Annotated in this window: 21 protein-coding genes; 13 read left to right on the top strand and 8 right to left on the bottom strand. The window is 64.3% G+C overall.

Features of this window, described 5'->3' with window-relative positions; all coding sequences use genetic code 11:
- Positions 1–184 precede the first annotated feature (184 nt).
- From KHO53_RS21775 to KHO53_RS21765, 3 genes are all read right to left on the bottom strand, one after another.
- A complete protein-coding gene (locus KHO53_RS21775; protein ID WP_010221857.1) occupies positions 185–679 on the bottom strand; it encodes a DUF934 domain-containing protein in 495 nt (164 codons plus the stop codon).
- A complete protein-coding gene (gene nirA, locus KHO53_RS21770; protein ID WP_100782659.1) occupies positions 667–2349 on the bottom strand; it encodes a nitrite reductase NirA in 1683 nt (560 codons plus the stop codon). Before nirA ends, KHO53_RS21775 begins: the two co-directional genes overlap by 13 nt.
- A gap of 184 nt (positions 2350–2533) precedes the next feature.
- Positions 2534–3607, bottom strand: coding sequence for a sigma-54 interaction domain-containing protein (locus KHO53_RS21765; protein WP_010221855.1), 1074 nt, complete (start codon positions 3605–3607; stop codon positions 2534–2536).
- 273 nt (positions 3608–3880) lie between these two features.
- Here KHO53_RS21765 and KHO53_RS21760 point away from each other — a divergent pair, with 273 nt between their 5' ends.
- The 3 genes from KHO53_RS21760 to KHO53_RS21750 are packed head-to-tail and all read left to right on the top strand — an operon-like array spanning position 3881 to position 7876.
- Entirely contained in the window at positions 3881–5104 is a 1224-nt protein-coding gene (locus tag KHO53_RS21760; RefSeq protein ID WP_159388487.1) for a lipase family protein, read from the top strand.
- A gap of 11 nt (positions 5105–5115) precedes the next feature.
- Positions 5116–6312 (top strand): LLM class flavin-dependent oxidoreductase, encoded by a 1197-nt coding sequence (locus tag KHO53_RS21755; RefSeq protein WP_010221853.1) that lies wholly within the window; start codon positions 5116–5118, stop codon positions 6310–6312.
- 4 nt (positions 6313–6316) lie between these two features.
- Entirely contained in the window at positions 6317–7876 is a 1560-nt protein-coding gene (locus KHO53_RS21750) for an ABC transporter substrate-binding protein (protein WP_213570819.1), read from the top strand.
- On the opposite strand, the gene hpaA is transcribed toward KHO53_RS21750, so the two are convergent.
- Positions 7873–8775, bottom strand: coding sequence for a 4-hydroxyphenylacetate catabolism regulatory protein HpaA (hpaA, locus tag KHO53_RS21745; protein ID WP_010221851.1), 903 nt, complete (start codon positions 8773–8775; stop codon positions 7873–7875). The genes KHO53_RS21750 and hpaA overlap by 4 nt on opposite strands.
- A 143-nt stretch (positions 8776–8918) precedes the next feature.
- Between hpaA and KHO53_RS21740 the strand changes: the two genes are divergently transcribed.
- The 8 genes from KHO53_RS21740 (at position 8919) to hpaI (ending at position 16273) form a co-directional block, all read left to right on the top strand.
- Positions 8919–9590, top strand: a complete 672-nt coding sequence (locus KHO53_RS21740) for a fumarylacetoacetate hydrolase family protein (protein WP_213570818.1) — start codon at positions 8919–8921, stop codon at positions 9588–9590.
- On the top strand, positions 9590–10363 hold the full coding sequence (locus tag KHO53_RS21735; protein WP_036995985.1) for a fumarylacetoacetate hydrolase family protein: 774 nt from the start codon (positions 9590–9592) through the stop codon (positions 10361–10363). The genes KHO53_RS21740 and KHO53_RS21735 overlap by 1 nt, the downstream gene beginning before the upstream one ends.
- 5 nt (positions 10364–10368) lie before the next feature.
- Positions 10369–11829, top strand: a complete 1461-nt coding sequence (gene hpaE, locus KHO53_RS21730; RefSeq protein ID WP_213570817.1) for a 5-carboxymethyl-2-hydroxymuconate semialdehyde dehydrogenase — start codon at positions 10369–10371, stop codon at positions 11827–11829.
- A 103-nt stretch (positions 11830–11932) separates the two neighbouring features.
- Positions 11933–12790, top strand: coding sequence for a 3,4-dihydroxyphenylacetate 2,3-dioxygenase (hpaD, locus tag KHO53_RS21725; protein ID WP_036995986.1), 858 nt, complete (start codon positions 11933–11935; stop codon positions 12788–12790).
- 105 nt (positions 12791–12895) lie between these two features.
- On the top strand, positions 12896–13288 hold the full coding sequence (locus KHO53_RS21720) for a tautomerase family protein (RefSeq protein ID WP_010221846.1): 393 nt from the start codon (positions 12896–12898) through the stop codon (positions 13286–13288).
- A gap of 51 nt (positions 13289–13339) precedes the next feature.
- Positions 13340–14644, top strand: coding sequence for an MFS transporter (locus KHO53_RS21715; protein ID WP_010221845.1), 1305 nt, complete (start codon positions 13340–13342; stop codon positions 14642–14644).
- A gap of 11 nt (positions 14645–14655) precedes the next feature.
- On the top strand, positions 14656–15459 hold the full coding sequence (hpaH, locus tag KHO53_RS21710) for a 2-oxo-hept-4-ene-1,7-dioate hydratase (RefSeq protein WP_213570816.1): 804 nt from the start codon (positions 14656–14658) through the stop codon (positions 15457–15459).
- A gap of 10 nt (positions 15460–15469) precedes the next feature.
- Entirely contained in the window at positions 15470–16273 is an 804-nt protein-coding gene (gene hpaI, locus KHO53_RS21705; protein ID WP_010221841.1) for a 4-hydroxy-2-oxoheptanedioate aldolase, read from the top strand.
- 86 nt (positions 16274–16359) lie between these two features.
- On the opposite strand, the gene hpaR is transcribed toward hpaI, so the two are convergent.
- The gene (gene hpaR, locus KHO53_RS21700) at positions 16360–16782 is read right to left on the bottom strand and encodes a homoprotocatechuate degradation operon regulator HpaR (RefSeq protein WP_213570815.1); all 423 of its coding nucleotides are present in this window, start codon (positions 16780–16782) and stop codon (positions 16360–16362) included.
- Between the two features lie 164 nt (positions 16783–16946).
- Here hpaR and KHO53_RS21695 point away from each other — a divergent pair, with 164 nt between their 5' ends.
- Together KHO53_RS21695 and KHO53_RS21690 are read left to right on the top strand one after the other, a co-directional pair.
- Entirely contained in the window at positions 16947–18245 is a 1299-nt protein-coding gene (locus tag KHO53_RS21695) for an NAD(P)/FAD-dependent oxidoreductase (protein WP_010221838.1), read from the top strand.
- A gap of 34 nt (positions 18246–18279) precedes the next feature.
- A complete protein-coding gene (locus KHO53_RS21690; protein ID WP_010221837.1) occupies positions 18280–18645 on the top strand; it encodes a cupin domain-containing protein in 366 nt (121 codons plus the stop codon).
- Positions 18646–18727: 82 nt separating this feature from the next.
- On the opposite strand, the gene KHO53_RS21685 is transcribed toward KHO53_RS21690, so the two are convergent.
- From KHO53_RS21685 to feaR, 3 genes are all read right to left on the bottom strand, one after another.
- Positions 18728–19312, bottom strand: a complete 585-nt coding sequence (locus tag KHO53_RS21685; RefSeq protein WP_159388480.1) for a TetR/AcrR family transcriptional regulator — start codon at positions 19310–19312, stop codon at positions 18728–18730.
- Between the two features lie 27 nt (positions 19313–19339).
- Positions 19340–20563 carry a multidrug effflux MFS transporter gene (locus KHO53_RS21680; protein WP_010221835.1) on the bottom strand — a complete coding sequence of 408 codons (1224 nt, stop codon included), beginning with the start codon at positions 20561–20563 and terminating at the stop codon, positions 19340–19342.
- 131 nt (positions 20564–20694) lie between these two features.
- Positions 20695–21639, bottom strand: a complete 945-nt coding sequence (gene feaR, locus KHO53_RS21675; protein ID WP_010221834.1) for a transcriptional regulator FeaR — start codon at positions 21637–21639, stop codon at positions 20695–20697.
- Positions 21640–21725: the final 86 nt, after the last annotated feature.

The raw sequence follows: 21725 nt of genomic DNA, 5'->3' as shown, positions 1-21725 counted from the left end.
CGCGCAGAAGGGCCCCGGCGGCCAGTGGCACCGCCGAGTACATGGCCCCGGCGGCGCCGAGCAGCGAACTTGCAGCGATAAAACGGCGACGGCTTTCCCGATCCTGGTTCATGGCGGCTCCTGAGGCACGGCGTTGCCGGGCAAACAAAAGCTAAACGATAGACCAGTGCCGGCGCCGTACCAGTCAGCGACGACGAAACAACGGCCGTGGCTCGATCACCGAACGCCCATACAGCACGCTCATGCCCGCCAGGCCCAGCAAGGCATCCTGCGCGCATTTGTCTTCACGCACCGCGTAGCTGTCAAAACCGCACTGGCGCATATGGCTGAGCTGGTCGCGCAACACGTCGCCGACCGCACGCAGTTCGCCGTGCCAGCCCAGCCGGCTGCGCAGCAAGTAGGCCTGGCTGTAGCCACGGCCGTCGCGAAAGCTGGGGAAGTCCACCGCAATCAACGGCACCTGTGCCAGCCACGGGCGCAACGGTTCGACATCATCGTCCGGGCCCAGCCACAAGCCGTCACGCCCCAGGGGCCGCTGGGCGCGGCGGGCAATCCAGGTGGCCAGCGGCAGAATCAGCAGGCCGTCGGGCAGCACCTCGCCGGGTTCGCGCAACAGTTGCCAGGGATCGTGCTCGATCAACTGCGCCTCACCATTGCGCAGGCCAATCACATTACGCATATCAGCTCCTCCGGGCGCTTGGCATAGACCCGTTCCTTGAAGGGTTCCAGGCCGACCCGGCGCACGGTGTCGACAAAGGCTTCGTCCTGCTCGCGGTAGGCGCAATAGGTGGCGATGATCTGCTCGATCACCTGCGGGATCTCGGCGGCGCTGAACGACGGGCCGATGACCTTGCCCAAGGTACTGTGCTTGCCCTGGGCGCCGCCGAGGGTCACCTGGTACCACTCGCTGCCGTTCTTGTCGACGCCGAGGATGCCGATGTTACCGATGTGGTGGTGGCCGCAGGCGTTGATGCAGCCGGAGATGTTCAGGCTCAGCTCACCCAGGTCGTGCAGGTAGTCCAGGTCATCGAAGCGGCGCTGGATCGACTGGGCGATGGGGATCGACGTGGCGTTGGCCAGGGCGCAGAAATCGCCGCCCGGGCAGGCGATGATGTCCGTCAGCAGACCAATGTTGGCCGTGCCCAGGCCGCGTTCGCAGGCCAGGCGCCAGAGCGCGTGCAGGTCACGCTTGCGCACGTCCGGGAGAATCAGGTTCTGCTCGTGGGCAATGCGGATTTCGCCGAAGCCGAACTGCTCCGACCAATCGGCCACCGCGTCCATCTGCGCATCGGTCAGATCGCCCGGTGGCGAGGCATCGCCCGGTTTGGTCGAGAGCACCACGCTGGCATAACCCGGAACCTTGTGCGCCTTGACGCAGCAAGCCACCCAGCGGGCGAAGGCGTGGTCCTGGGCCAGGTGGGTGTCGTAGGCCAGGTCATCGTCAATGACACTGTCGTAGGCTGGAGGCTCGAAGGCCGCAGCCACGCGCTGGAACTCGTCCTCGGTGAGTTGCGCCGGGCCGTCCTTGATGTGTTGCCACTCCTCCTCCACCTCGCGGGAAAACGCCTCGATGCCCAGCGCCTTGACCAGGATCTTGATCCGCGCCTTGTACTTGTTGTCGCGCCGGCCATGGCGGTTGTACACGCGCAAAATGGCTTCGACATACGACAACAGGTGCTGCCACGGCAGGCCCTCGCGAATCTGCAAACCGAGGATCGGCGTGCGCCCCAGGCCGCCGCCGACCATGACCCGCAGGCACATCTGGCCGTGGCCGTCGCGGTACAGGTAGAGGCCGATGTCATGCATCATGATCGCCGCGCGGTCTTCAATCGCCGAACAGATGGCGATCTTGAACTTGCGTGGCAAAAACAGGAACTCCGGGTTGATCGTCGACCACTGCCGGAGGATCTCGGCCAGCGGCCGCGGGTCGAGCAACTCGTCGGCGGCAACGCCGGCAAAGGCTTCGGTGGTGATGTTGCGCACGCAGTTGCCGGAGGTCTGGATCGCATGCATCTCGACCTCGGCCAGGCGCTGGAGGATGTCCGGCACCTGGGCCAGTTCGATCCAGTTGAACTGGATGTTCTGGCGCGTGGTGAAGTGGCCATAGCCGCGGTCGTACTCGCGGGCGATCTGCGCCAGGGTGCGCATCTGCCGGGCGCCGAGGGTGCCGTAGGGAATGGCCACGCGCAGCATGTAGGCATGCTTTTGCAGGTACAGGCCGTTTTGCAGGCGCAGGGGCAGGAACTCTTCTTCACTCAGTTCGCCAGCCATGAACCGGCGCACCTGATCGCGAAACTGCGCCACGCGCTCGAACACCAGCGCACGGTCATACTCGTCATAGTGATACATGGTTCGGACCTCATCAGGGAGGCCGTTACTATGGCTTTTGGGTGTACTGGGTTACAGATTCAGGTTGGGGGTATTTATACGGATCAGATGCTTAAATCGTGCTGTGCCCATCGCTGGCAAGCCAGCTCCCACAGGCACTGCATGCACCGGCCCCTGTGGGAGCTGGCTTGCCAGCGATGAGGCGCTAATGCACAGCACCCTCCGTACGCTTCAACTCACCAATCTTCTCCAACCGCGCCCGCACGATGTTGCGGCTGATGTTCAGCAAGCGCCCGGTCTGCAACTGGTTGCCATGGCAGAAGCGGTACGCGGTGCGAAACACCGTTTCCTCGATATGCTCGTACAAGTCTGGAATGTTCTGCTCGAACAGCGCCGTCAGCGCCGCCTCAAGGTTCGGCGGCTCGCTGGCCAGGCGTAGCGGCTGGCTGTGTTCTTCCTGGCGGATGCCCACCGAGCGCATGTCCACCAGGTGCAGGTCGGCCGGCTGCACCACCTGTTGCCGGCACACCAGCAGCGCGTGGTGAATGGCGTTTTCCAGCTCGCGGATGTTGCCTGGCCAACTGTGCGACAGCAGCTTGCGTTCGCTTTCCAGGCTCAGGCTGGCGCGGCTGTAGCCCAGGCGCTGGCAGTGCTCCTCAAGGAAGAACTCGGCCAGCGGCAGGATGTCCCCCGGACGTTCGCGCAGCGGCGGCAGGCGGATGGTCGCCACGTGCAGACGGTAGAACAGGTCTTCGCGAAAATGCCCGGCCACCACCGCATCGGCGAGGTTGACGTTGGTCGCCGCCACCAGGCGCACGTTGATCGGAATCGGCGTGCGCGAGCCCAGGCGTACCACTTCGCGCTCCTGCAGCACCCGCAGCAGTTTCACCTGCATGTTCAGCGGCAGGTCGCCGATCTCATCGAGGAACAGCGTGCCGCCGTTGGCCGCTTCGAACCAGCCGGCCTTGCTGTTGGTGGCGCCGGTAAAGGCGCCCTTCTCGTGGCCAAACAGCTCGCTCTCGACCAGGGTTTCGGCAAAGGCGCCGCAGTTGACCGCCACGAACGGCTCGCGCCCGCGACGGCTGAGCTGATGGATATGGCGGGCCACCAGCTCCTTGCCGGTGCCGGTCTCGCCGATGATCAGGGTGTTGGCTTCACTCGGCGCCAGGCGTTCGATGCGGCTGAGCAGTTCCTGGGAGCGCGGGTCCTTGAACACCAGGACGGTGGCGCGAACGGATTTGGTCAGTTCCCGGGCGTGGGGATGGGTTATCAGCGACATGGTGCATTCCTGGCAGTGAAAGCGCTGGGCCATAGTGCCCGAAACAAATTAGAACAAATAATTATTAATTAGTATTTATATATACCTATTAGAGATATGTGCTCTGCGTTGCTGCTCCAGCAACAGTCGGCCAGCAACGCGTGGTGGCTGGCCAGCATCGATGCCCTCAGGCAACCCCCATGCTGGCAACGCAGCCCTTGAAAACCAAGGCCTGCAGCGCCCTGGCACGCATTTCGCTCAAGCCTGGCACACGCACCGTGCAAGGACCTCTCGATGAAACTGCAGAACACATTCGCCTTCGGCCTGAGCCTGCTGGCCCTGTCGCTCAGCGCCATGGCCGCTGACACCTTCGCGCCCAAACCCGACCCGCTGCAAGGCGATGGCCGGGTCTCGGCGTTCTACAGCTGGAGCCAGGCCATCCCCGCCAGCCCCGGCAAACTGTTGCGCAGCGAGCCGCTGGAACAGACCCTGAGCCTGCCCGGCGCGGCGTCGCAACTGCGCATCCTCTATAGCTCCACCGACGGCATCGACGGCAAGACCCCGGTGGCAGTGTCTGGTGCACTGTTCATTCCTAAGGGCAAGGCACCGGCAGGCGGCTGGCCGCTGGTGACCTGGGGCCATGGCACGGTGGGTGTGGCGGATGTCTGCGCGCCGTCCTGGGCCGGGCGCTCGTACCGCGACGTGCAGTACCTGGCGCGCTGGCTCAACGAGGGCTACGCCATCGTCGCCACCGACTACCAGGGCCTGGGCGTGCCCGGCGGCCACCCGCTGCTGAACAACCGCATGGCCGCCTACGGCATCCTCGACGCCGCCCGCGCGGTGATTGCCGGGGTGCCGGGGCTGGCCAATAAGGTGCTGGTGGTCGGCCAATCCCAGGGCGGCGCCGGCGCCTTTGCCTCGGCCGCCTATGCGCCGACCTACGCCCCGGACCTGGGCCTGAAGGGCAGCGTCGGCACCGGGGTGATCTACACCGTGGGAACGAAGAACGTCGGCGAGCAGGACCCGGACAAGGTCGACGCCTCCCTGGCCTACGGCTTCTACACCTTGCTGGCGGCCCAGCAGTACGACCCACGCATCGACCCGCGCGACTTCTACACCGACAAGGCCCTGCCGCTGTTCGAACAGGCGCGCAGCACCTGCCTGTCATCACTGGTGGCCGATGTGCTCGGCACCGGCCTGACCCCGGCCAACACCCGCAAGACCAACAGCGGCGAACAGCTCAAGCCGTGGCTGGCGCAGGTGTCCTACCCGACCCTGAAACTCAAGCAGCCGATCTTCATCGGCACCGGCGCCGAAGACAAGACCCCGGCCGCCGCCACCCAGGTGGCCTTGATGCAGGACGCCTGCAAGACCGGCTCGATTGTCGAAGGCCACCTGTACAAGGGCCTGGGCCACAGCGAGACGGTCAACGCCTCGCTCAAGGACTCGCTGCCCTTCGCCCGCAAGGTGTTCAGCGACCAGCCCATCAGCGCAATCTGCAACCCCACCGTGCAATAAGGACAATCACCGTGAGCATTGAATTTTTTACCCGCCTGCCGTTGCACGGCGAAACCCAGTTCCTCCCTGGCGATCCGCGCAACCGCGGCGACTGGCATGCCGGCAGCGACAGCACCGGCGCGGTGTCGAACTTTGCCGTGGGCGATCACTTCACCTACATCGACTACCTCGGGCAGATCGCCCGCGCCGCCGAGATCAACGGCTTTGGCGGCGCGCTGATGGTCAACGCGCCGTCTGGCGAAGAGCCGTGGACGGTGTGCTCGCTGCTGGCCCGCGAGACCCGCACCTTAAGCTACGTCACCGCCTTCCAGCCCTACCACTACACGCCCTGGGTCGCCGTGCAGCAGGCCGCCACCTACCAGCGCGCCACCGGCAACCGCCTGGTATGGAACATCATCAATGGCGGCTCGGACGTGATCCAGCGCCAGGTCGGTGACTTCAGCGACCACGATGAACGCTACGAACGCGCCATCGAGTTCATGGACGTGGTCAAGGGCTACTGGCACTCGGAGAACTTCCACTACCAGGGGCGCTTCTACCAGGCCGAAGGCGGCGGCCTGCGCGGGCCGCAGAAAAAGGCCGAACTGCCGTTGATCTGCACTGCCGGCTCGTCGATCGCGGCGCGGGAGTTCGCCGCCCGTCACGCCGACTTCTACCTGATGCGCGCCGAGCATCCGGACGAGATCCGCGCACTGATCGCCGATATCCGTGAACGGGCGCTCAAGCATGGCCGCAGCAACATCCGCTTCGGCCTGTCGATCGATGTGATCACCCGCGAGACCGAAGCCCAGGCCCTGGCCGAGGCCAAGCGCTTCTTCGACGAAGGCGTGGCCAAGGGCGCGGTCAAGGCCGTGGCCGCCCATGCCGGGCTGCGCACTGCGCGCAAGCTCAGTTACGAAAATGAGTACTCGGCCAAGGATCAAAGCCGGCCGTTCGACGACTTTTTCATCTACCCCAATGTCTGGGCCGGCTTCGGCTACATCGGCATCCCGCCGGGCCTGGCGTTGGTCGGCAGCTACGAGAACGTGGTGGCACGGATTCGCGAGTACAACCAGTTAGGCATCGACCTGTTCTTCCTCGCCGGCTACCCGCACCTGGAAGAAGCCTACCGCCTGGGCGAGCACATCCTCCCGCACTTTCGCGGCGAGCGAGCGCCATTACGGCGGATCGACACCCAGGCGCCGGCCCTGCGTGCGGCAGGAGGCTGAGGCCATGGACCCTTTTGATTACCAGCGCCGGCGTTTTCTCGGCTATAGCCTGGCGCTAGGCGGCGGCATGCTGCTCAGCGGCTGCGGCCCCGATACACCTGCTGCCAGCAACCTGGCCAGCGACCAGCCGCGCCATGGCGGGCGCCTGCGCCTGGGCGTGCTGTCCGGCGGCCAGGTCGGCAACCTCGACGCCCACAAACCGATCGGCAGCGGCATCGTCCGCGGCTTTGCCCTGTACAGCAAGCTGTGGGAATGGGACGAGCAGATGCAACCGCGCCTGGCCCTGGCCGAAGAAGCCGAGGCCAGCGCCGACGCCAGCACCTGGACCGTACGCCTGCGCCAGGGCCTTGAGTTTCACAACGGCAAGACTATCGATGCCGACGACCTGATCTTCTCCATTCGCCGCCTGACCGACCCGCAACTGGCCTCGCCCTATGCTGCGCTGCTGCACTGGGTCGACCGCGACAACCTGGAAAAGCTCGACGCGCGCACCGTGCGCATCCGTTTCAAGGACGGGCGCAGCTACCTGCCGCTGGCAGAAACCTGGGTCAACTTCGGCGGCATCGTCCCGGTCGATTACCACCCGCTGACCAACCCGGTCGGCGCCGGCCCTTACAAGCTGAAAAGCTTCACCCCCGGCCAGCGCTCGGTGTTCAGCCGCTTCGAAAACTACTACAAGGACGCCAGACCCTACGCCGACGAACTGGAGATCATCGACTTCAAGGACCAGGTCTCGCGTCTGGCCGCCTTGCGCGCCGGGCAGATCGACATGGCCAACGGCCTGCCCAGCGAGCAGTTGCAGATCATCGAACGCGACCCGCGCCTGCAACTGGTGACTTCGGTCAGCGGCAACTGGCTGTCGTTCGAGATGAACACCAGCAAGCCGCCGTTCGACAACCCGAAAGTCCGCGAGGCGTTGCGCCTGCTCGCCGACCGCCCGGAGCTGGTGCGCCGCGCCTTGAATGGCCAGGGCCGGGTAGCCAACGACCTGTACGCACCGAACGACCCGACCTTCAACCACCGCCTCGGCCCACGCCCGCATGACCCGCAACGGGCGGCGCAACTGCTGCGCGAAGCCGGCTATGACAAGCTCGAAGTCGAGCTGGTAACCACCAGCGGCCCGGCCCTGGCTTCGGCCCTGGTGTTCGCCGAGCAGGCCAAGGCCATCGGCGTGACCCTCAAGGTGCGTCAGGTCGACCAGGCCACCTTCGACGGCCCGCAGCACGATCAGTGGCAACTGAGCACCGGCGGTACCATCGGCGCGCCGTTTCTGGCCAGCGCCATGCACATCGATGCGCCCTTTGCCGTGGCCAACAAGACCCACTTCAACGACCCGCAGTTCAGCCAACTGTTCCTCCAGGCCATGGCCCAGCCGGATCTGGCCAAGCGCAGCGCCCTGGTGCACCAGGCCCAGCAGATCCAGTACGAGCGCGGCGGCTTGCTGATCTGGGGCTATGTGAATCTGCTTGATGCCTTCTCGCGCCAGGTCGGTGGCGCCGCAGCCGAGCAGACGCTGTTCAGCACCTGGCGTTTCGACAATCTCTGGCTACGCGGCCAGGCCTAGCGCAACCCCGCCTGACGCTGGCGGTATTCCCCCGGCGTCAGTTGCGCGTAACGCAAAAAGAACCGGCTGAAATACGCCGGGTCCTTGAAACCCAGGCGGTAGCAGATCTCGTTGGCCGAGCTGCCGGTGTACAGCAGCAGGCGCCGCGCCTCCTGCATCAGCCGTTCGAGGATCAGCCGCTTGGACGGCAAGTCGGCGATGCGCCGGCACACTTCGTTGAGCCGCGCCTCGGTGACGCCGATGCCCTGGGCATAGCGCGCCAGCGGCCAGTGTTCGAGGTAGTGGGCCTCGATCAGTTCGTTGAAACGATGGAACACCTGCAGGTCTTCATGCCGGGTTGGCCGGGCCGGCAGCGAGCGGGCGCACAGGCGCAGCAGGCTGGTCATGATCAGCCGCGTCAGGCTTTCCAGGGCCGCCGCGCGCCCGGCTGCGCTGGCGTTGATCTCGCTGTGCAGCTCATCGAACAGCAGCGCCAGGCGCCGCGCCTCGGCGGCGTAGCTCGGCTCCAGGCCGCTCAAGGCCACGCAGGCCGGCGCCACCTGCGGCCCCGGCGCCAACCCAGGATCGGCTTCGAGCAACTGCCAGACCAGTTGCTGACGCACGGTCAGCACATGGCCGTCGGCATCGGGCTCGGTGACGAAGGAATGCGGGATGGTCGGCGGGGTGAGGAAGAACATCGGCCCCGATTCGACGTACTGCTGGTCGTCCAGGTACACCCGCACCGTGCCGCTCTCGACGTAATGCACCTGGAAAAACCGGTCATGGCGGTGCACCGGCATGTTGCGGCCGAAGAACCCGGCCAGGTTGCCGAGCTTGTCGTAGTGCACCTCGGCATCGCTGTAGCGCTGATCGTAGACCTGACCGATGTTGATGTTGGGGATTGGCTGGCGCTCGCTCATGGCCCTGCTCACTCTTATTGTTGTGCCGCCAGCTTACTCCTGCAGCAAGCCGCTTGCATTTCGTTAACATCTTAATTATAACGTTAACACATTAACAATTATTCGAGCAGGGACCCTGCCCCTGCCCCAGCCAGGAGAAGCCCATGAGCCGTGCCTTGCACGATGCTGCCAGCGGTACCCTGTTCGGCGTTGCGCTGAACTATCAGGGTTTGCTGAACCAGCGTCTCGCCGAATTCGAACAGCCGCCGTATCAAAAGCCGCCGGTCAAGCCGGTGCTGTTCATCAAGACCCCCAACACCCGTAATGGTCACGGCCAGCCGGTGGTCTACCCGCAGGGCATCGAGCAGCTGCAACCGGGCCCGGCCCTGGGTGTGGTGATCGGCAAGCGTGCCACCCGGGTCAGCGTCGACAACGCCTTGGCGCATGTTGCCGGCTACACCATCGTCAACGAATTCAGCCTGCCGGAAGACAGCTACTACCGCCCGGCGGTCAAGGCCAAGTGCCGCGACGGCTTCTGCGCCCTGGGCCCTGAGCTGGTACCCACCGCGCAGGTTGCCGACCCGCAGCAACTGAGCATCAAGCTGTTCATTAATGGCCAACTGCGCCAGCAAAACAGCACCGCCAACATGGTCCGCAGCGTTGCCCAACTGATTGCCGAGATCAGCGAGTTCATGACCCTGCACGAAGGTGATGTGCTGATCACCGGCACCCCCGAAGGCCGCGTCGATGTACTGCCCGGGGACCAGGTAGAAGTCGAGATCAGCGGCCTCGGGCGCCTGACCAACAGCATCGTTGCCGCGCAGGAGAAGCGCTGATGAAACACGCACGTATCCGCTACCAGGGTGAAGTCCACGCCGTCACCGTCGAGGCCGACAACGCCGTGCGCCTGGCTGATGGCCGGTTGTTGCCGGAGCAGCAGGTCGAGTGGCTGCCACCGGCCACCGGCAACATGTTCGCCCTGGGCCTGAACTACGCCGACCACGCCGCGGAACTGGCCTTCACGCCGCCCACCGAACCGCTGGCGTTCGTCAAATCGGTGGGCACCTACACCGGCCACAACCAGGTCAGCTGGCGCCCGGACAACGTCGCCTACATGCACTACGAGTGCGAGCTGGTGGCGGTGATCGGCAAGCCTGCGCGCAACGTCAAGCGCGAGGATGCACTCAAGTACCTGGCCGGCTACACGGTGTGCAACGACTACGCCATCCGCGATTACCTGGAGAACTACTACCGGCCCAACCTGCGAGTGAAAAACCGCGACGCCACCACCCCGGTCGGGCCGTGGATCGTCGACGTCGCCGATGTGCCGGATGCCGGCAACCTGACCTTGCGCACCTGGATCAACGGTGAACTCAAGCAGCAAGGCAGTACCAAGGACATGATTTTCGACATCCCCTACCTGATCGAATACCTGTCCAGCTTCATGACCCTGCAGCCGGGCGACATGATCGCCACCGGCACCCCCGAGGGCCTGGCCGACGTGGTGCCGGGCGACGAAGTGGTGGTCGAAGTCGAAGGCGTCGGGCGCCTGGTCAACCGAATTGTCAGCGAAGCCGAGTTCTTCGCCCTCAACCGCCAAGAGGCATGAGCAACATGATCAAACACTGGATCAACGGCCGCGAGGTCGAAAGCAAAGACGTGTTCGTCAACTACAACCCGGCCACCGGCGAGGCCATTGGCGAAGTCGCCAGCGGCGGCGCCGACGAGGTTGCCCAGGCTGTTGCGGCGGCAAAGGAAGCCTTCCCGAAATGGGCCAACACCCCGGCCAAGGAGCGCGCCCGGCTGATGCGCAAGCTCGGCGAACTGATCGAGCAGAACGTGCCACACCTGGCCGAGCTGGAAACCCTCGACACCGGCTTGCCGATCCACCAGACCAAAAACGTGCTGATCCCCCGCGCATCGCACAACTTCGACTTCTTCGCCGAAGTCTGCACGCGCATGGACGGCCACACCTACCCGGTCGACGACCAGATGCTCAACTACACCCTGTACCAGCCGGTGGGCGTGTGCGGGCTGGTATCGCCGTGGAACGTGCCGTTCATGACCGCGACCTGGAAGACTGCGCCGTGCCTGGCCCTGGGCAACACCGCCGTGCTGAAGATGAGCGAACTGTCGCCGCTGACCGCCAACGAACTGGGGCGCCTGGCCGTCGAAGCCGGTATCCCCAAGGGTGTGCTCAACGTCATCCAGGGCTACGGCGCCACCGCCGGCGATGCCCTGGTGCGTCACCCGGACGTGCGTGCGATCTCCTTTACCGGCGGCACCGCCACCGGCAAGAAGATCATGCAGACCGCAGGCCTGAAGAAGTACTCCATGGAGCTGGGCGGCAAGTCGCCGGTGCTGATCTTCGAAGACGCCGACCTGGAGCGCGCCCTGGATGCGGCGCTGTTCACCATCTTCTCGCTCAATGGCGAGCGCTGCACCGCCGGCAGCCGCATTTTCATCCAGGAGAGTGTCTACCCGCAGTTCGTCGCCGAGTTCGCCGCACGGGCCAAACGGCTGATCGTTGGTGACCCGCAAGACCCGAAAACCCAGGTAGGCTCGATGATTACTCAAGCCCACTATGACAAGGTCGCCGGTTACATCAGGATCGGCATCGAGGAAGGCGCGACCCTGCTCGCTGGCGGCCTGGAGCGCCCGGCCAACCTGCCGGCGCACCTGGCCCGCGGGCAGTTCATCCAGCCGACGGTGTTCGCCGACGTCAACAACCAGATGCGCATCGCCCAGGAAGAAATCTTCGGCCCGGTGGTGTGTTTGATCCCCTTCAAGGATGAAGCCCAGGCGCTGCAACTGGCCAACGACACCGAGTATGGCCTGGCCTCGTACATCTGGACGCAGGACATCGGCAAGGCGCATCGTCTGGCCCGCGGTATCGAGGCCGGCATGGTGTTCATCAACAGCCAGAACGTGCGCGACCTGCGCCAGCCGTTCGGCGGGGTCAAGGGCTCGGGCACTGGCCGTGAAGGCGGGCAGTACAGCTTCGAGGTGTTTGCCGAGATCAAGAACGTGTGTATCTCGATGGGCAGCCATCACATTCCGCGCTGGGGCGTCTAAAAGCAGATCCCTGTAGGAGCGGGCTTGCCCCGCGATCTTGCTTCGGTCCTACACCACATCGCGGGGCAAGCCCGCTCCAACAACAATTACCAGGAGTTCCATCATGGGCGAAGTCGTCCTGGCAGCCAAAGTCTGCCACGTACCCTCGATGTACCTGTCCGAACTGCCCGGCAAGCATCATGGCTGCCGCGAGGCGGCGATCGCCGGGCACAAGGAAATCGGCCGCCGCGCCCGCGAGCTGGGCGCCGATACCGCCGTGGTGTTCGACGTCCACTGGCTGGTCAACAGCGGCTACCACATCAACTGCGGCGAGCACTTCAAGGGCACCTACACCAGCAACGAACTGCCGCACTTCATCAAGAACATGGACTTCGAGTACCCCGGCTGCCCGGAGCTGGGCGAGCTGATCGGCCTTGAAGCCAACGCCGCCGGCGTGCGCACCCTGGCTCACAACATCCCAAGCCTTGAGCTTGAGTACGGCACCCTGGTACCGATGCGCTACATGCACATGGATGTACCGCAAGCGCAAAAGCTCAAGGTCGTGTCGATTGCCGCCTGGTGCGCCTGGCACCGCCTGGAAGACAGCTTCGCCTTTGGCGCCGCCGTGCGCCGGGCCATTGAAAAGAGCGACCGCAAGGTCCTGGTACTGGCCTCGGGTTCGCTCTCGCACCGCTTCTCGGACGACCGCGAGGCCGAAGCCAACATCCACAACTGGACCCGCGAATTCGACAAGCAGATGGACCTGCGCGTGGTCGAGCTGTGGAAGCAGGGCCGCTTCAAGGAGTTCTGCGCGATGCTCCCGGACTACGCCAATCACTGCTACGGCGAAGGCGGCATGCACGACACGGCGATGCTCCTGGGCCTGCTCGGCGGCGCCGACTACAACAAGCCGGTCGAGGTGCTGACCGAGCCGTTCGGCAGCTCCGGCACCGGCCAGATCAACGCTGTCTTCCCGCTGTAGCGCGAAGGCAGCAGCCACAAGCTTCAAGCCACAAGCTGCAAGTGAAGAGCACGCGCTCTTGCCGCTTGTAGCTTGCCGCTTGCCGCCGTTCAAACGGAGATCTTCATGCCGCATTTCATCATTGAGTACACCGACAACATCGAGCAACAGGCCGACCTGCCCGGCCTGTTCGAGAAGGTCCACGCCAGCCTGGGCGCCAGTGGCGTGTTCCCCCTGGGCGGCATCCGCAGCCGCGGCGTGCGCCTGGACAGCTGGCGCATGGCCGATGGCAAGCATGACTACGCCTTCGTCCACATGACCCTGAAAGTCGGCCATGGCCGCGACCTGGACACCCGCACCCAGGTCGCCCAGACGCTGTTCGAGGTGATCACCGCGCATTTTGCCGAGCTGCAAAGCCAGCGCCTGCTGGCCCTGTCGTTCGAGATGATCGAGCTGCACCCGCAACTGAACTTCAAGCAGAACAATGTTCACGCCTTTCTGCGCAACCAGGCGGGCTGAGCCACAGCCACCCGCCCTCCCCAACGGCCCTCTGACAAAAAGTACAAGATCATGAGCACAGCCAATACTGCCGAACACGCTGCCCTTGCCCAACATGACTCGACCCACAGCAAGATCACCTGGCGGCTGATGCCGCTGCTACTGATCTGTTACCTGTTCGCTCACCTTGACCGCATCAACATTGGTTTTGCCAAGATGCAGATGAGCAGCGACCTGCACTTCAGCGACACGGTCTACGGCTTTGGTGCCGGGTTGTTCTTCATCGCCTACGCGCTGTTCGGCGTCCCCAGCAACATGGCCCTGGACCGCGTCGGCCCACGGCGCTGGATCGCTACCCTGATGGTGGTCTGGGGCACGTTGTCGACCAGCATGCTCTGGGTCGAATCGGCCTCGGGCTTCTACGTCCTGCGCTTTTTGCTGGGCGTCGCCGAAGCCGGCTTCTTCCCCGGCATCCTGGTTTACCTCAACCGCTGGTACCCGGCCCGCCGCCGTGGGCAGATCACCGCGCTGTTCGCCATTGCCGTGCCCATGGCCGGCGTGGTCGGCGGGCCGCTGTCGGGCGGCATCCTCGAGCTGTTCCACGACGCCGCCGGCTTGCGTGGCTGGCAGTGGATGTTCCTGATCGAAGGCGCACCGGTGGTGTTGCTCGGCCTGGTGGTGCTCAAGTGCCTGCCCGACAGCTTCGAAAGCGTCAGCTGGCTGAACGGCAACCAGAAACAGCAACTGCGCGAGCAACTGAGCCAGGAAGAACAGCGCAAATCCATCACCTCGTTCGCCGGCATCCTGCGCGACAGCCAGGTCTGGCTGCTGGTGGCGGTGTACTTTGCGGTGATGCTGGCGGTCAACACCCTGGCGTTCTGGATGCCGACCCTGATCCACGGCGCCGGCATCGGCAGCGATGGCCGGGTCGGGTTGCTCAGCGCCGTGCCGTACCTGGCCGGGTGCTTCTTCATGATCGCCTGCGGCCGCTCCTCGGACCGTCAGCGTGAACGCCGCTGGCACCTGTGCGTACCGCTGCTGATGTCGGCCATCGGCATTGCCGTGGCGGGCCTGGCGCCAGGCAATGCCGTCATGGTCCTGGGCGGGCTGATCATCGCCGGCATGGGCGCCAGCGCCGCCTTGCCGATGTTCTGGCAACTGCCACCGGCGTTCCTTTCGAACACCACCCAGGCTGCCGGTATCGCCCTGATCAGCTCGTTCGGCAGCATCGCCTCGTTCCTTGCCCCCTACCTGATCGGCTGGATGCGCGACACCACCCAGAGCGCCAGCCTGGCCCTGTACGTATTGGCGCTGTTCATCACCCTCGGCGGCTTGCTGGTGCTGCGCACCAAGGCTGCCATCGTCAACCCTCAGTAAGAGATTCAGCCATGCTTGACCACAGCCAGATCCTACAAGCCGCCGCCCAGCTCGACCGCGCCGAACGCAGCCGCGAACAGGTGCGGCAGTTCTCCCTGGAGCACCCGGGCATCAGCATCGAAGACGCCTATGCCATCCAGCGTGCCTGGGTCGCGCAAAAGATCCAGGACGGGCGCAAGCTGGTCGGCCACAAGATCGGCCTGACCTCGCGGGCCATGCAGGTGTCGTCGAACATCAGCGAGCCGGACTACGGCGCGCTGCTCGATGACATGTTCTTCGACGAAGGCAGCGACATCCCCTTCCAGCGCTTTATCGTGCCGCGGGTCGAGGTCGAGCTGGCCTTTGTCCTCGGCAAGCCGCTCAAGGGGCCGAACGTGACCCTGTTCGATGTGCTCGACGCCACCGAATGGGTGATCCCGGCGCTGGAGATCATCGATGCGCGCATCCAGCAGATCGACCCGCAGACCCAGGCCACGCGCAAGGTCTTCGACACCATCTCCGACAACGCCGCCAACGCCGGCGTGGTCATGGGCGGGCGCGCGGTGCGCCCGGGCGATATCGACCTGCGCAAGGTGCCGGCGGTGCTCTACCGCAATGGCGTGATCGAAGAGTCCGGGGTCTCGGCGGCGGTGCTCAATCACCCGGCCAAGGGTGTCGCCTGGCTGGCCAACAAACTGACGCCGTACGACGTCACCCTCGAAGCCGGGCAGATCATCCTCGCTGGCTCCTTCACCCGCCCGGTGGCGGCCAACCCGGGCGATACCTTCCATGTCGACTACGACATGCTCGGTTCGATTGCCTGCCGTTTCGTTTGAGGACTTGCCCATGGACATGCCCATCAACCGTTTTAAACAACGCCTGCAACGCGGCGAGGCGCAAATCGGCCTGTGGCTCGGCCTCGCCGAGCCGTACTGCGCAGAACTTGCCGCCAACGCAGGCTTCGACTGGCTGCTGATCGACGGCGAGCACGCCCCCAACGACTTGCGCGGCATGCTCGGCCAGTTGCAGGCCATCGCCCCCTACCCGGCCCAGGCAATTATCCGCCCGGTGATCGGCGACACCGCGCTGATCAAGCAGGTGCTGGATATCGGCGCGCAAACCCTGTTGGTGCCTATGGTCGAAAGCGCCGAACAGGCACGCCAACTGGTACGCGCCATGCACTACCCGCCCAACGGCGTGCGCGGCGTCGGCAGTGCCCTGGCGCGGGCATCGCGCTGGAACAGCATCCCCGGTTATCTCGACCAGGCCGATGAGCAGATGTGCTTGCTGGTGCAGATCGAGAGCCTTGAAGGGCTGCAGAACCTGGATGCGATTGCCGCCGTCGAGGGGGTTGACGGGGTGTTCATCGGCCCGGCGGACCTGAGTGCGTCCATGGGGTATCGCGGCAATCCCGGGCACCCTGAGGTGCAGGCGGCGATTGAACAGGCGATCGGGCAGATTCAAAAGGCCGGCAAGGCAGCAGGGATTCTCAGTGCCGATGAGGCCTTGGCACGGCGCTACCTGGAGCTGGGCGCCGGGTTTGTCGCGGTGGGGGTGGATACCACGGTGCTGATGCGCGGCTTGCAGGGGTTGGCGGGCAGGTTCAAGGGGGGGGTGGCGCCGGCTTCATCCGGCCCTTCTGTGTATTGACTGTACTGGCCTCATCGCTGGCAAGCCAGCTCCCACAGGTTAGGTTTACAGAAGACCTTGTGGGAGCTGGCTTGCCAGCGATGCGGTCACCGCCCCACCTGCTTCAACTCCTCCAGCAAGCCCAGCAACGCCTGCAGCTTCTGCTCCCCGAACTGCTCCTGAATACGCCGATAGTTGCTCTCCATGCACTGGCTCATCGAGGCAAAAATCTCCTCGCCCTTGGCCGCCAGGTTGATCAGCACCCGGCGCTGATCCTGCTCGGCCTTGCGCCGGCTGACCAGCCCGGCCGCCTCCATGCGCACCAGCACCCCGGTCATGCTCGGCTTGAGGATGCAGGCCAGGTCCGCCAGGCGGTAGATCTCCATTTCGCCCTGCTGGTGCAGGATACGGATCACCCGCCACTGCTGCTCGGTGAGCCCGTGCTGGTTGAGCGAGGGTCGAAAGAAACGCATGGCCGCTTCGCGGGCTTGCAACAAGGTCAGGGTCAGGGACGGGCGCGGTTGGGGCATGGCTTGGCTAATCATCAGGCTATTTTGTTAACACTTTAACAAAATCAACGCCTTGCCACAGCCCTGGCACCGCCAGTCAAGCCCGGCGGCAGGCAGGATCAAGACGCCAGCGCGGCGCAGGGCCTTAATAGAGCCCATCAGTACTTCACTTTTCAGGCAGCGCCATGATCAACATCGAAACGCCGACCTACTACACCGCCACCAAAAAATACAACCTCAGCTTCCCGACCCTGGAAGAAGACGTGGACGCCGACGTGGTCATCATCGGCGGCGGTTTTTCCGGGATCAACACGGCCCTGGAGCTGGCGGAAAAAGGCATCACCAACATCGTCGTGCTCGAAGCCCGGTACCTGGGCTTTGGCGGCACCGGGCGCAATGGCGGGCAGATCATGGCCGGCATCGGCCACGACCTGGAGAAGATCAAGCAGCACGTCGGCGACGATGGCTTGCGGCAGATCTTCGAGATCAGCGACCTGGGCGCCGACATCATCAAGCAGCGCATTGCCAAGTACGCCATCGATGCCGACTTCTGCCATGGCTACGGCTACATGGGCTTCAATGCCCGCCAGGAAAAGACCCTGCGCGCCTGGGAAAAGGACTTCAAGTCGGTCAACTCCCAGCACGAGATCCGCTTTCTCGGTGGCAGCGAGGTCAAGCAGATCATCGGCTCCGACGCCTACAGCAGTGCCCTGCTGCACATGGGCGGTGGCCATGTGCACTCGCTGAACCTGTTGCTCGGTGAAGCCAAGGCCCTCAGCGAACACGGCGTGCGCATCTTCGAGAACAGCCCGGCGCTGCAGGTGCAGTACGGCGAGCGCATTCGCGTACGCACCGGGCGCGGTTCGGTGACCGCCAGCAAGCTGCTGTGGGCCTGCGACAGTTTCCTCAACAAACTGGAGCCGGAGCTGCACCGCTCGACCATCAACACCTACGCCTTCCAGATGATGACCGAGCCGCTGCCGGACGAACTGATCCAGCGCATCAGCCCGATTCGCGGCGCCTACAGCGACATCCGCCCGGTGATCGACTACTACCGCGTGACCAACGAAAACCGCCTGTTGTTCGGTGCCGCCACACCGCTGGTCGAGCACATCCCGCGCGACCTCAAGGCCTGGAACCGCAACCTGATGCTGAAGATCTTCCCCTACCTCAAGGACGTGAAGATCGACCTGGCCTGGGGCGGGCCGATGGCGTGCAGCCCCAACCTGTTCCCGCAGATCGGCACCCTGCCCGGTCGGCGCAACGCGTTTTACGTGCAAGGTTATTCCGGTTTTGGCGTCACCCCAAGCCACATCATCTGCAAGGTACTGGCCGAAGGCATGAGCGAAGGCTCTGCGCGCTATGACCTGATCAGTTCGGTGCCACGCCCGACCATCCCGGCCAAGGACTCACTGCGCGCGGTGCTGCTGACCGCCGGCAAGTCCTGGCACCAGTTGTCCGGCTACTGGAATGGCCGGCGCTGAAACCCATTGTTTTCAACCCTCAAGGAACACTGCCATGACCCTGACTGCTGTTAAACAGAACCTCCAGCTCAGCGAACTCGACGCCTGGGGCACCGTTGCCGACCTGGGCTCTGAGATACTCGAAGGCGAAGTGCGCGCCTTCGGAAAAATGACCTTCGGTGCCCCCACCGACCCGGTCAGCAGCGCCTATTTTGGCACCACCACGGGCAAATTCCGCATGGTCTACCCGTTCAATGAACAGGCCGTGGTGGTCACCGGCCAAGTGCGCTTGACCGACGAAGCGAGCGGCGTCAGCCGCACCTACAACCAGGGTGACAGCTGGTTCGTGACCAAGGGCACGCCGGTGTTGTGGGAGATTCTCAGCGAGAGCTTTGTGAAGCATTACTTTGCAGTAGCCTGACAAAAAGCATCGCTGGCAAGCCAGCTCCCACAAGGACTGCATGCACCGAACCTGTGGGAGCTGGCTTGCCAGCGATGAGGCCCTAAAGCCTGGCCAACGATTCCCCAAACAAGCGCCACAATGCCGCCAAGCGCCGCTCGAACGCCCCCGCCCCCGCATAGATCAATTCGACATTCAAACTGTCGACAATCCCCAGGTAGGCATCGCCATACAAGCGTTGCTGCTGCTCATCCAGCGCTGACGCATAGCGGCGCAATGCCTGGGTGAACAACTCGCCCAAACGCGCCAGGTACGCCTCGAACCCGGCGCAGATCACCGGCCGCAATTCACTCGGTGGAAAGAACGCCGTGCGCAGCATGAAGCGCAAGTGCGCCGACGCCTGGTAACGTTGGTTCAAACGCTCGGCAAAGCGCTGCCCCGGCAATTCCCCGGCCGTCACCTTCTCGGCAAAGCAGGCCTCCAGGTACTCATGCTCCGCGTGCAGGGCCCGTGCATAGACCACCTGGAACAGGTCATCCTTGCCGGCGAAATGCGCATACAACGACGGCTTGCGCATGCCTGCAGCGGCGGCGATATCGTTCAGCGACGAGGCGTCATAACCCAGTTCGGCAAACTGCTCGACGGCAATCGCGCAGATTTTTTCCGCCGACGGCGTCAGGCTTCTCATAGCGGTGTCTCCCACAACAAATACGGATCAATGCCCAGCCAGGCTGTGCAGGTGCGGCTCGGCATGGCGGGTGCTGATGTGCACCAGCAGCGCGACGCACACCGCCGAGACGCCAAGCAACAGCGCCCAGTGCGCCGCACCCAAAGGCGCCATGATGCCCGACAATGGCGTGGCGAACGACGAAATGATCAACTGGAAGGCGCCGAGCAAGGCGGCGGTCGAGCCCAGGGCCTTGCTCTGCGACGCCATCACCAGCGACATCAGGGTCGCCTCGGCCATGCCCAGGCCGAACATGGCCACGGCCATGCCGGCAACGATACCCACCAGCCCCGCCGCACTCAGTGCGCCAGCCAGCACCAGCACGGCACCGACCAACATGCACGCCGCGCCCCAGCGGGCCAGACGCACCAGGCCCTTGCGCGCCACCAGGCGGCCGGCGCTGACGGCACCGAGCAAAATGGCCACGCCGGTGGCCCCGAACAGTGTGCCGAAGGCTTCCACCGACAGCCCGAAATGCTCCTGGTAAACCAAGGCCGCACCGCCGATGTAGGCAAACAGAAAGAAGAACACCGCCGACAAGGCCAGGGCCGGGCGCAGGAACTGGCGGTCGCAGGCGATACGCCCATAGGTACGCAGGAATTCCCGGGGCTGCCAGGCCATGCGCTGGTCCTCGGGCAAGGTCTCCTTGAGCATCACGGCCGAGTTGATCAGTACCAGCACCGCCAATGCCGCCAGCACCAGCATGATCGCCCGCCAGCCAAAGTGCGCACCGACAAAGCCGCCCAGCGCCGGGGCGATCACCGGTGCCAGGCCCTCGATGGTCATCAGCAAGGCGAAGATCTGCGCCGCCCTTGCGCCTTCGGCGACATCGCGAACCATGCTCATGATCACCACCAGGGTCAGGGCACTGCCCAGGCCCTGGATGAAGCGCGCCAGCAGCAGGCTGTTGAGGTCTGGCGCGGCGGCAGCGGCCAGGGAACTGCAGACGAACACCAGCAAACCGGCGAGCAATGGCCGGCGCCGGCCGAGGGTATCGACCAGCGGGCCGAACAACAGCTGCCCGGCACCCATGGCCAGGAGGAACACGGTCAGGGTCAGCTGCACCCCGGCATAGGAGGTGGCGAACTCGCTGGCAATGCTCGGCATGCTTGCCAGGTACATGTCGACTGCCGAGGGCCCGAGGGCGCCGATCAGGGCCAGGGAAATGGCGAAGCCGACCTGGGCGGTCGGCGTGGGGGCTGTACTGTGCATAGGCTCGATTCCAGATAAAAACGGCAACTGGCTGGTGTTTACCATTAAACCTACCTATCGGTAGGTAGCCAGCCTGAGCGAGCCTATACAGACCGCATCCTGCGGTCAAGTCAACACAGTTGAAACAACGATCAGGCTAGGCTGCTGGCGCGGTAGTCCTTGGGCGACTGCTCGAACTGCTTCTTGAACGAACGGCTGAAGTGCGCCGAGTCGGTGAAGCCCCATTTGTAGGCGATGGTGGTGATCGACTCGCGCTTGAGCACCGGGTTAGCCAGGTCGGCGGCGCTACGCTTGAGGCGCGCGCGCTGGATGTAACGGCAGACGCTGTCGCCCTGCTCTTCGAACAGGCGGTAAAGGTGGCGCACGGAAATGTTCAGGCGGTTGGCGAGGTTGACCGGGGTCAGGTTGGCCTGACCCAGGGAGTCATCGATGATTTTTTGCACATAGCTGCGCAAGTTGGCGCCCTGCAACGAGGCCGGCAGGGCCGCCGGATCGTCGCTGCCCTCAAGGGCCGAACCGAGCAACGACAGGAAGGCACTGTGCAGCGCCTGGCCCTCGCCCTGCTCGTCTTCGCCGGCGCTTTGCTCCTTGCACAGCTGGTCCATCAACAGGTGCAGCATGCGCCCGCAGGCACGGGTCTGGGAGATCTTGCCGAAGGTGCGGCTGTCGCTGCCCAGTTGCTTGCACACCTCGGCCCGCGACAGTGACAGCGAGGCGTGTTCGATCAGGCCGAAGGGCATGATTTCGCAAGCGCCGGCAGCGTCCATCAGAAGCATTTCGCCCGGTGCCAGCTGGATGCTGAGGCCGTTCTGGGTGATCTGCGAAAAGCCGGTGCGCTGGCTGACCAGAAAGCAGTGCTGGTCGTTGTCGCGGTCGCTGTTCAGGCCCTTGCGGCGGATCAGCCCGGCATTGGTGCGCAGGTTGGCCAGGGCCAGGCCGCCGCGCGACCAGGTGGAAATCTCACCGATGAACAGCGAGGGGTTGAACGCCAGTTCCGTCTCGTACACCCCGCAGATGTTCTGCATCGTTGCGTTCCAGCGTTCCAGCGCAGGGCTGCTGGCGTGATGGATACTCATGGGTACCTCCACAGTGGCATCTTGTTTTTGTTGGTCAATAGTTAACATGTTATCTATGTGCGCGCAACTTGCGTCAAGCAGCCAGG

The sequence above is a fragment of the Pseudomonas sp. RC2C2 genome, assembly GCF_018390435.1.
Classification (GTDB): Bacteria; Pseudomonadota; Gammaproteobacteria; order Pseudomonadales; family Pseudomonadaceae; genus Aquipseudomonas; species Aquipseudomonas donghuensis.
This window is presented reverse-complemented; position numbering and strand designations above follow the sequence as displayed.

Coding starts and splice junctions, on each gene's coding strand:
- KHO53_RS21775 (WP_010221857.1), bottom strand. CDS start 679: ATGCGTAATGTGATTGGCCTGCGCAATGGTGAGGCGCAGTTGATCGAG.
- nirA (WP_100782659.1), bottom strand. CDS start 2,349: ATGTATCACTATGACGAGTATGACCGTGCGCTGGTGTTCGAGCGCGTG.
- KHO53_RS21765 (WP_010221855.1), bottom strand. CDS start 3,607: ATGTCGCTGATAACCCATCCCCACGCCCGGGAACTGACCAAATCCGTT.
- KHO53_RS21760 (WP_159388487.1), top strand. CDS start 3,881: ATGAAACTGCAGAACACATTCGCCTTCGGCCTGAGCCTGCTGGCCCTG.
- KHO53_RS21750 (WP_213570819.1), top strand. CDS start 6,317: ATGGACCCTTTTGATTACCAGCGCCGGCGTTTTCTCGGCTATAGCCTG.
- hpaA (WP_010221851.1), bottom strand. CDS start 8,775: ATGAGCGAGCGCCAGCCAATCCCCAACATCAACATCGGTCAGGTCTAC.
- KHO53_RS21740 (WP_213570818.1), top strand. CDS start 8,919: ATGAGCCGTGCCTTGCACGATGCTGCCAGCGGTACCCTGTTCGGCGTT.
- KHO53_RS21735 (WP_036995985.1), top strand. CDS start 9,590: ATGAAACACGCACGTATCCGCTACCAGGGTGAAGTCCACGCCGTCACC.
- hpaE (WP_213570817.1), top strand. CDS start 10,369: ATGATCAAACACTGGATCAACGGCCGCGAGGTCGAAAGCAAAGACGTG.
- hpaD (WP_036995986.1), top strand. CDS start 11,933: ATGGGCGAAGTCGTCCTGGCAGCCAAAGTCTGCCACGTACCCTCGATG.
- KHO53_RS21720 (WP_010221846.1), top strand. CDS start 12,896: ATGCCGCATTTCATCATTGAGTACACCGACAACATCGAGCAACAGGCC.
- KHO53_RS21715 (WP_010221845.1), top strand. CDS start 13,340: ATGAGCACAGCCAATACTGCCGAACACGCTGCCCTTGCCCAACATGAC.
- hpaH (WP_213570816.1), top strand. CDS start 14,656: ATGCTTGACCACAGCCAGATCCTACAAGCCGCCGCCCAGCTCGACCGC.
- hpaI (WP_010221841.1), top strand. CDS start 15,470: ATGGACATGCCCATCAACCGTTTTAAACAACGCCTGCAACGCGGCGAG.
- hpaR (WP_213570815.1), bottom strand. CDS start 16,782: ATGCCCCAACCGCGCCCGTCCCTGACCCTGACCTTGTTGCAAGCCCGC.
- KHO53_RS21695 (WP_010221838.1), top strand. CDS start 16,947: ATGATCAACATCGAAACGCCGACCTACTACACCGCCACCAAAAAATAC.
- KHO53_RS21690 (WP_010221837.1), top strand. CDS start 18,280: ATGACCCTGACTGCTGTTAAACAGAACCTCCAGCTCAGCGAACTCGAC.
- KHO53_RS21685 (WP_159388480.1), bottom strand. CDS start 19,312: ATGAGAAGCCTGACGCCGTCGGCGGAAAAAATCTGCGCGATTGCCGTC.
- KHO53_RS21680 (WP_010221835.1), bottom strand. CDS start 20,563: ATGCACAGTACAGCCCCCACGCCGACCGCCCAGGTCGGCTTCGCCATT.
- feaR (WP_010221834.1), bottom strand. CDS start 21,639: ATGAGTATCCATCACGCCAGCAGCCCTGCGCTGGAACGCTGGAACGCA.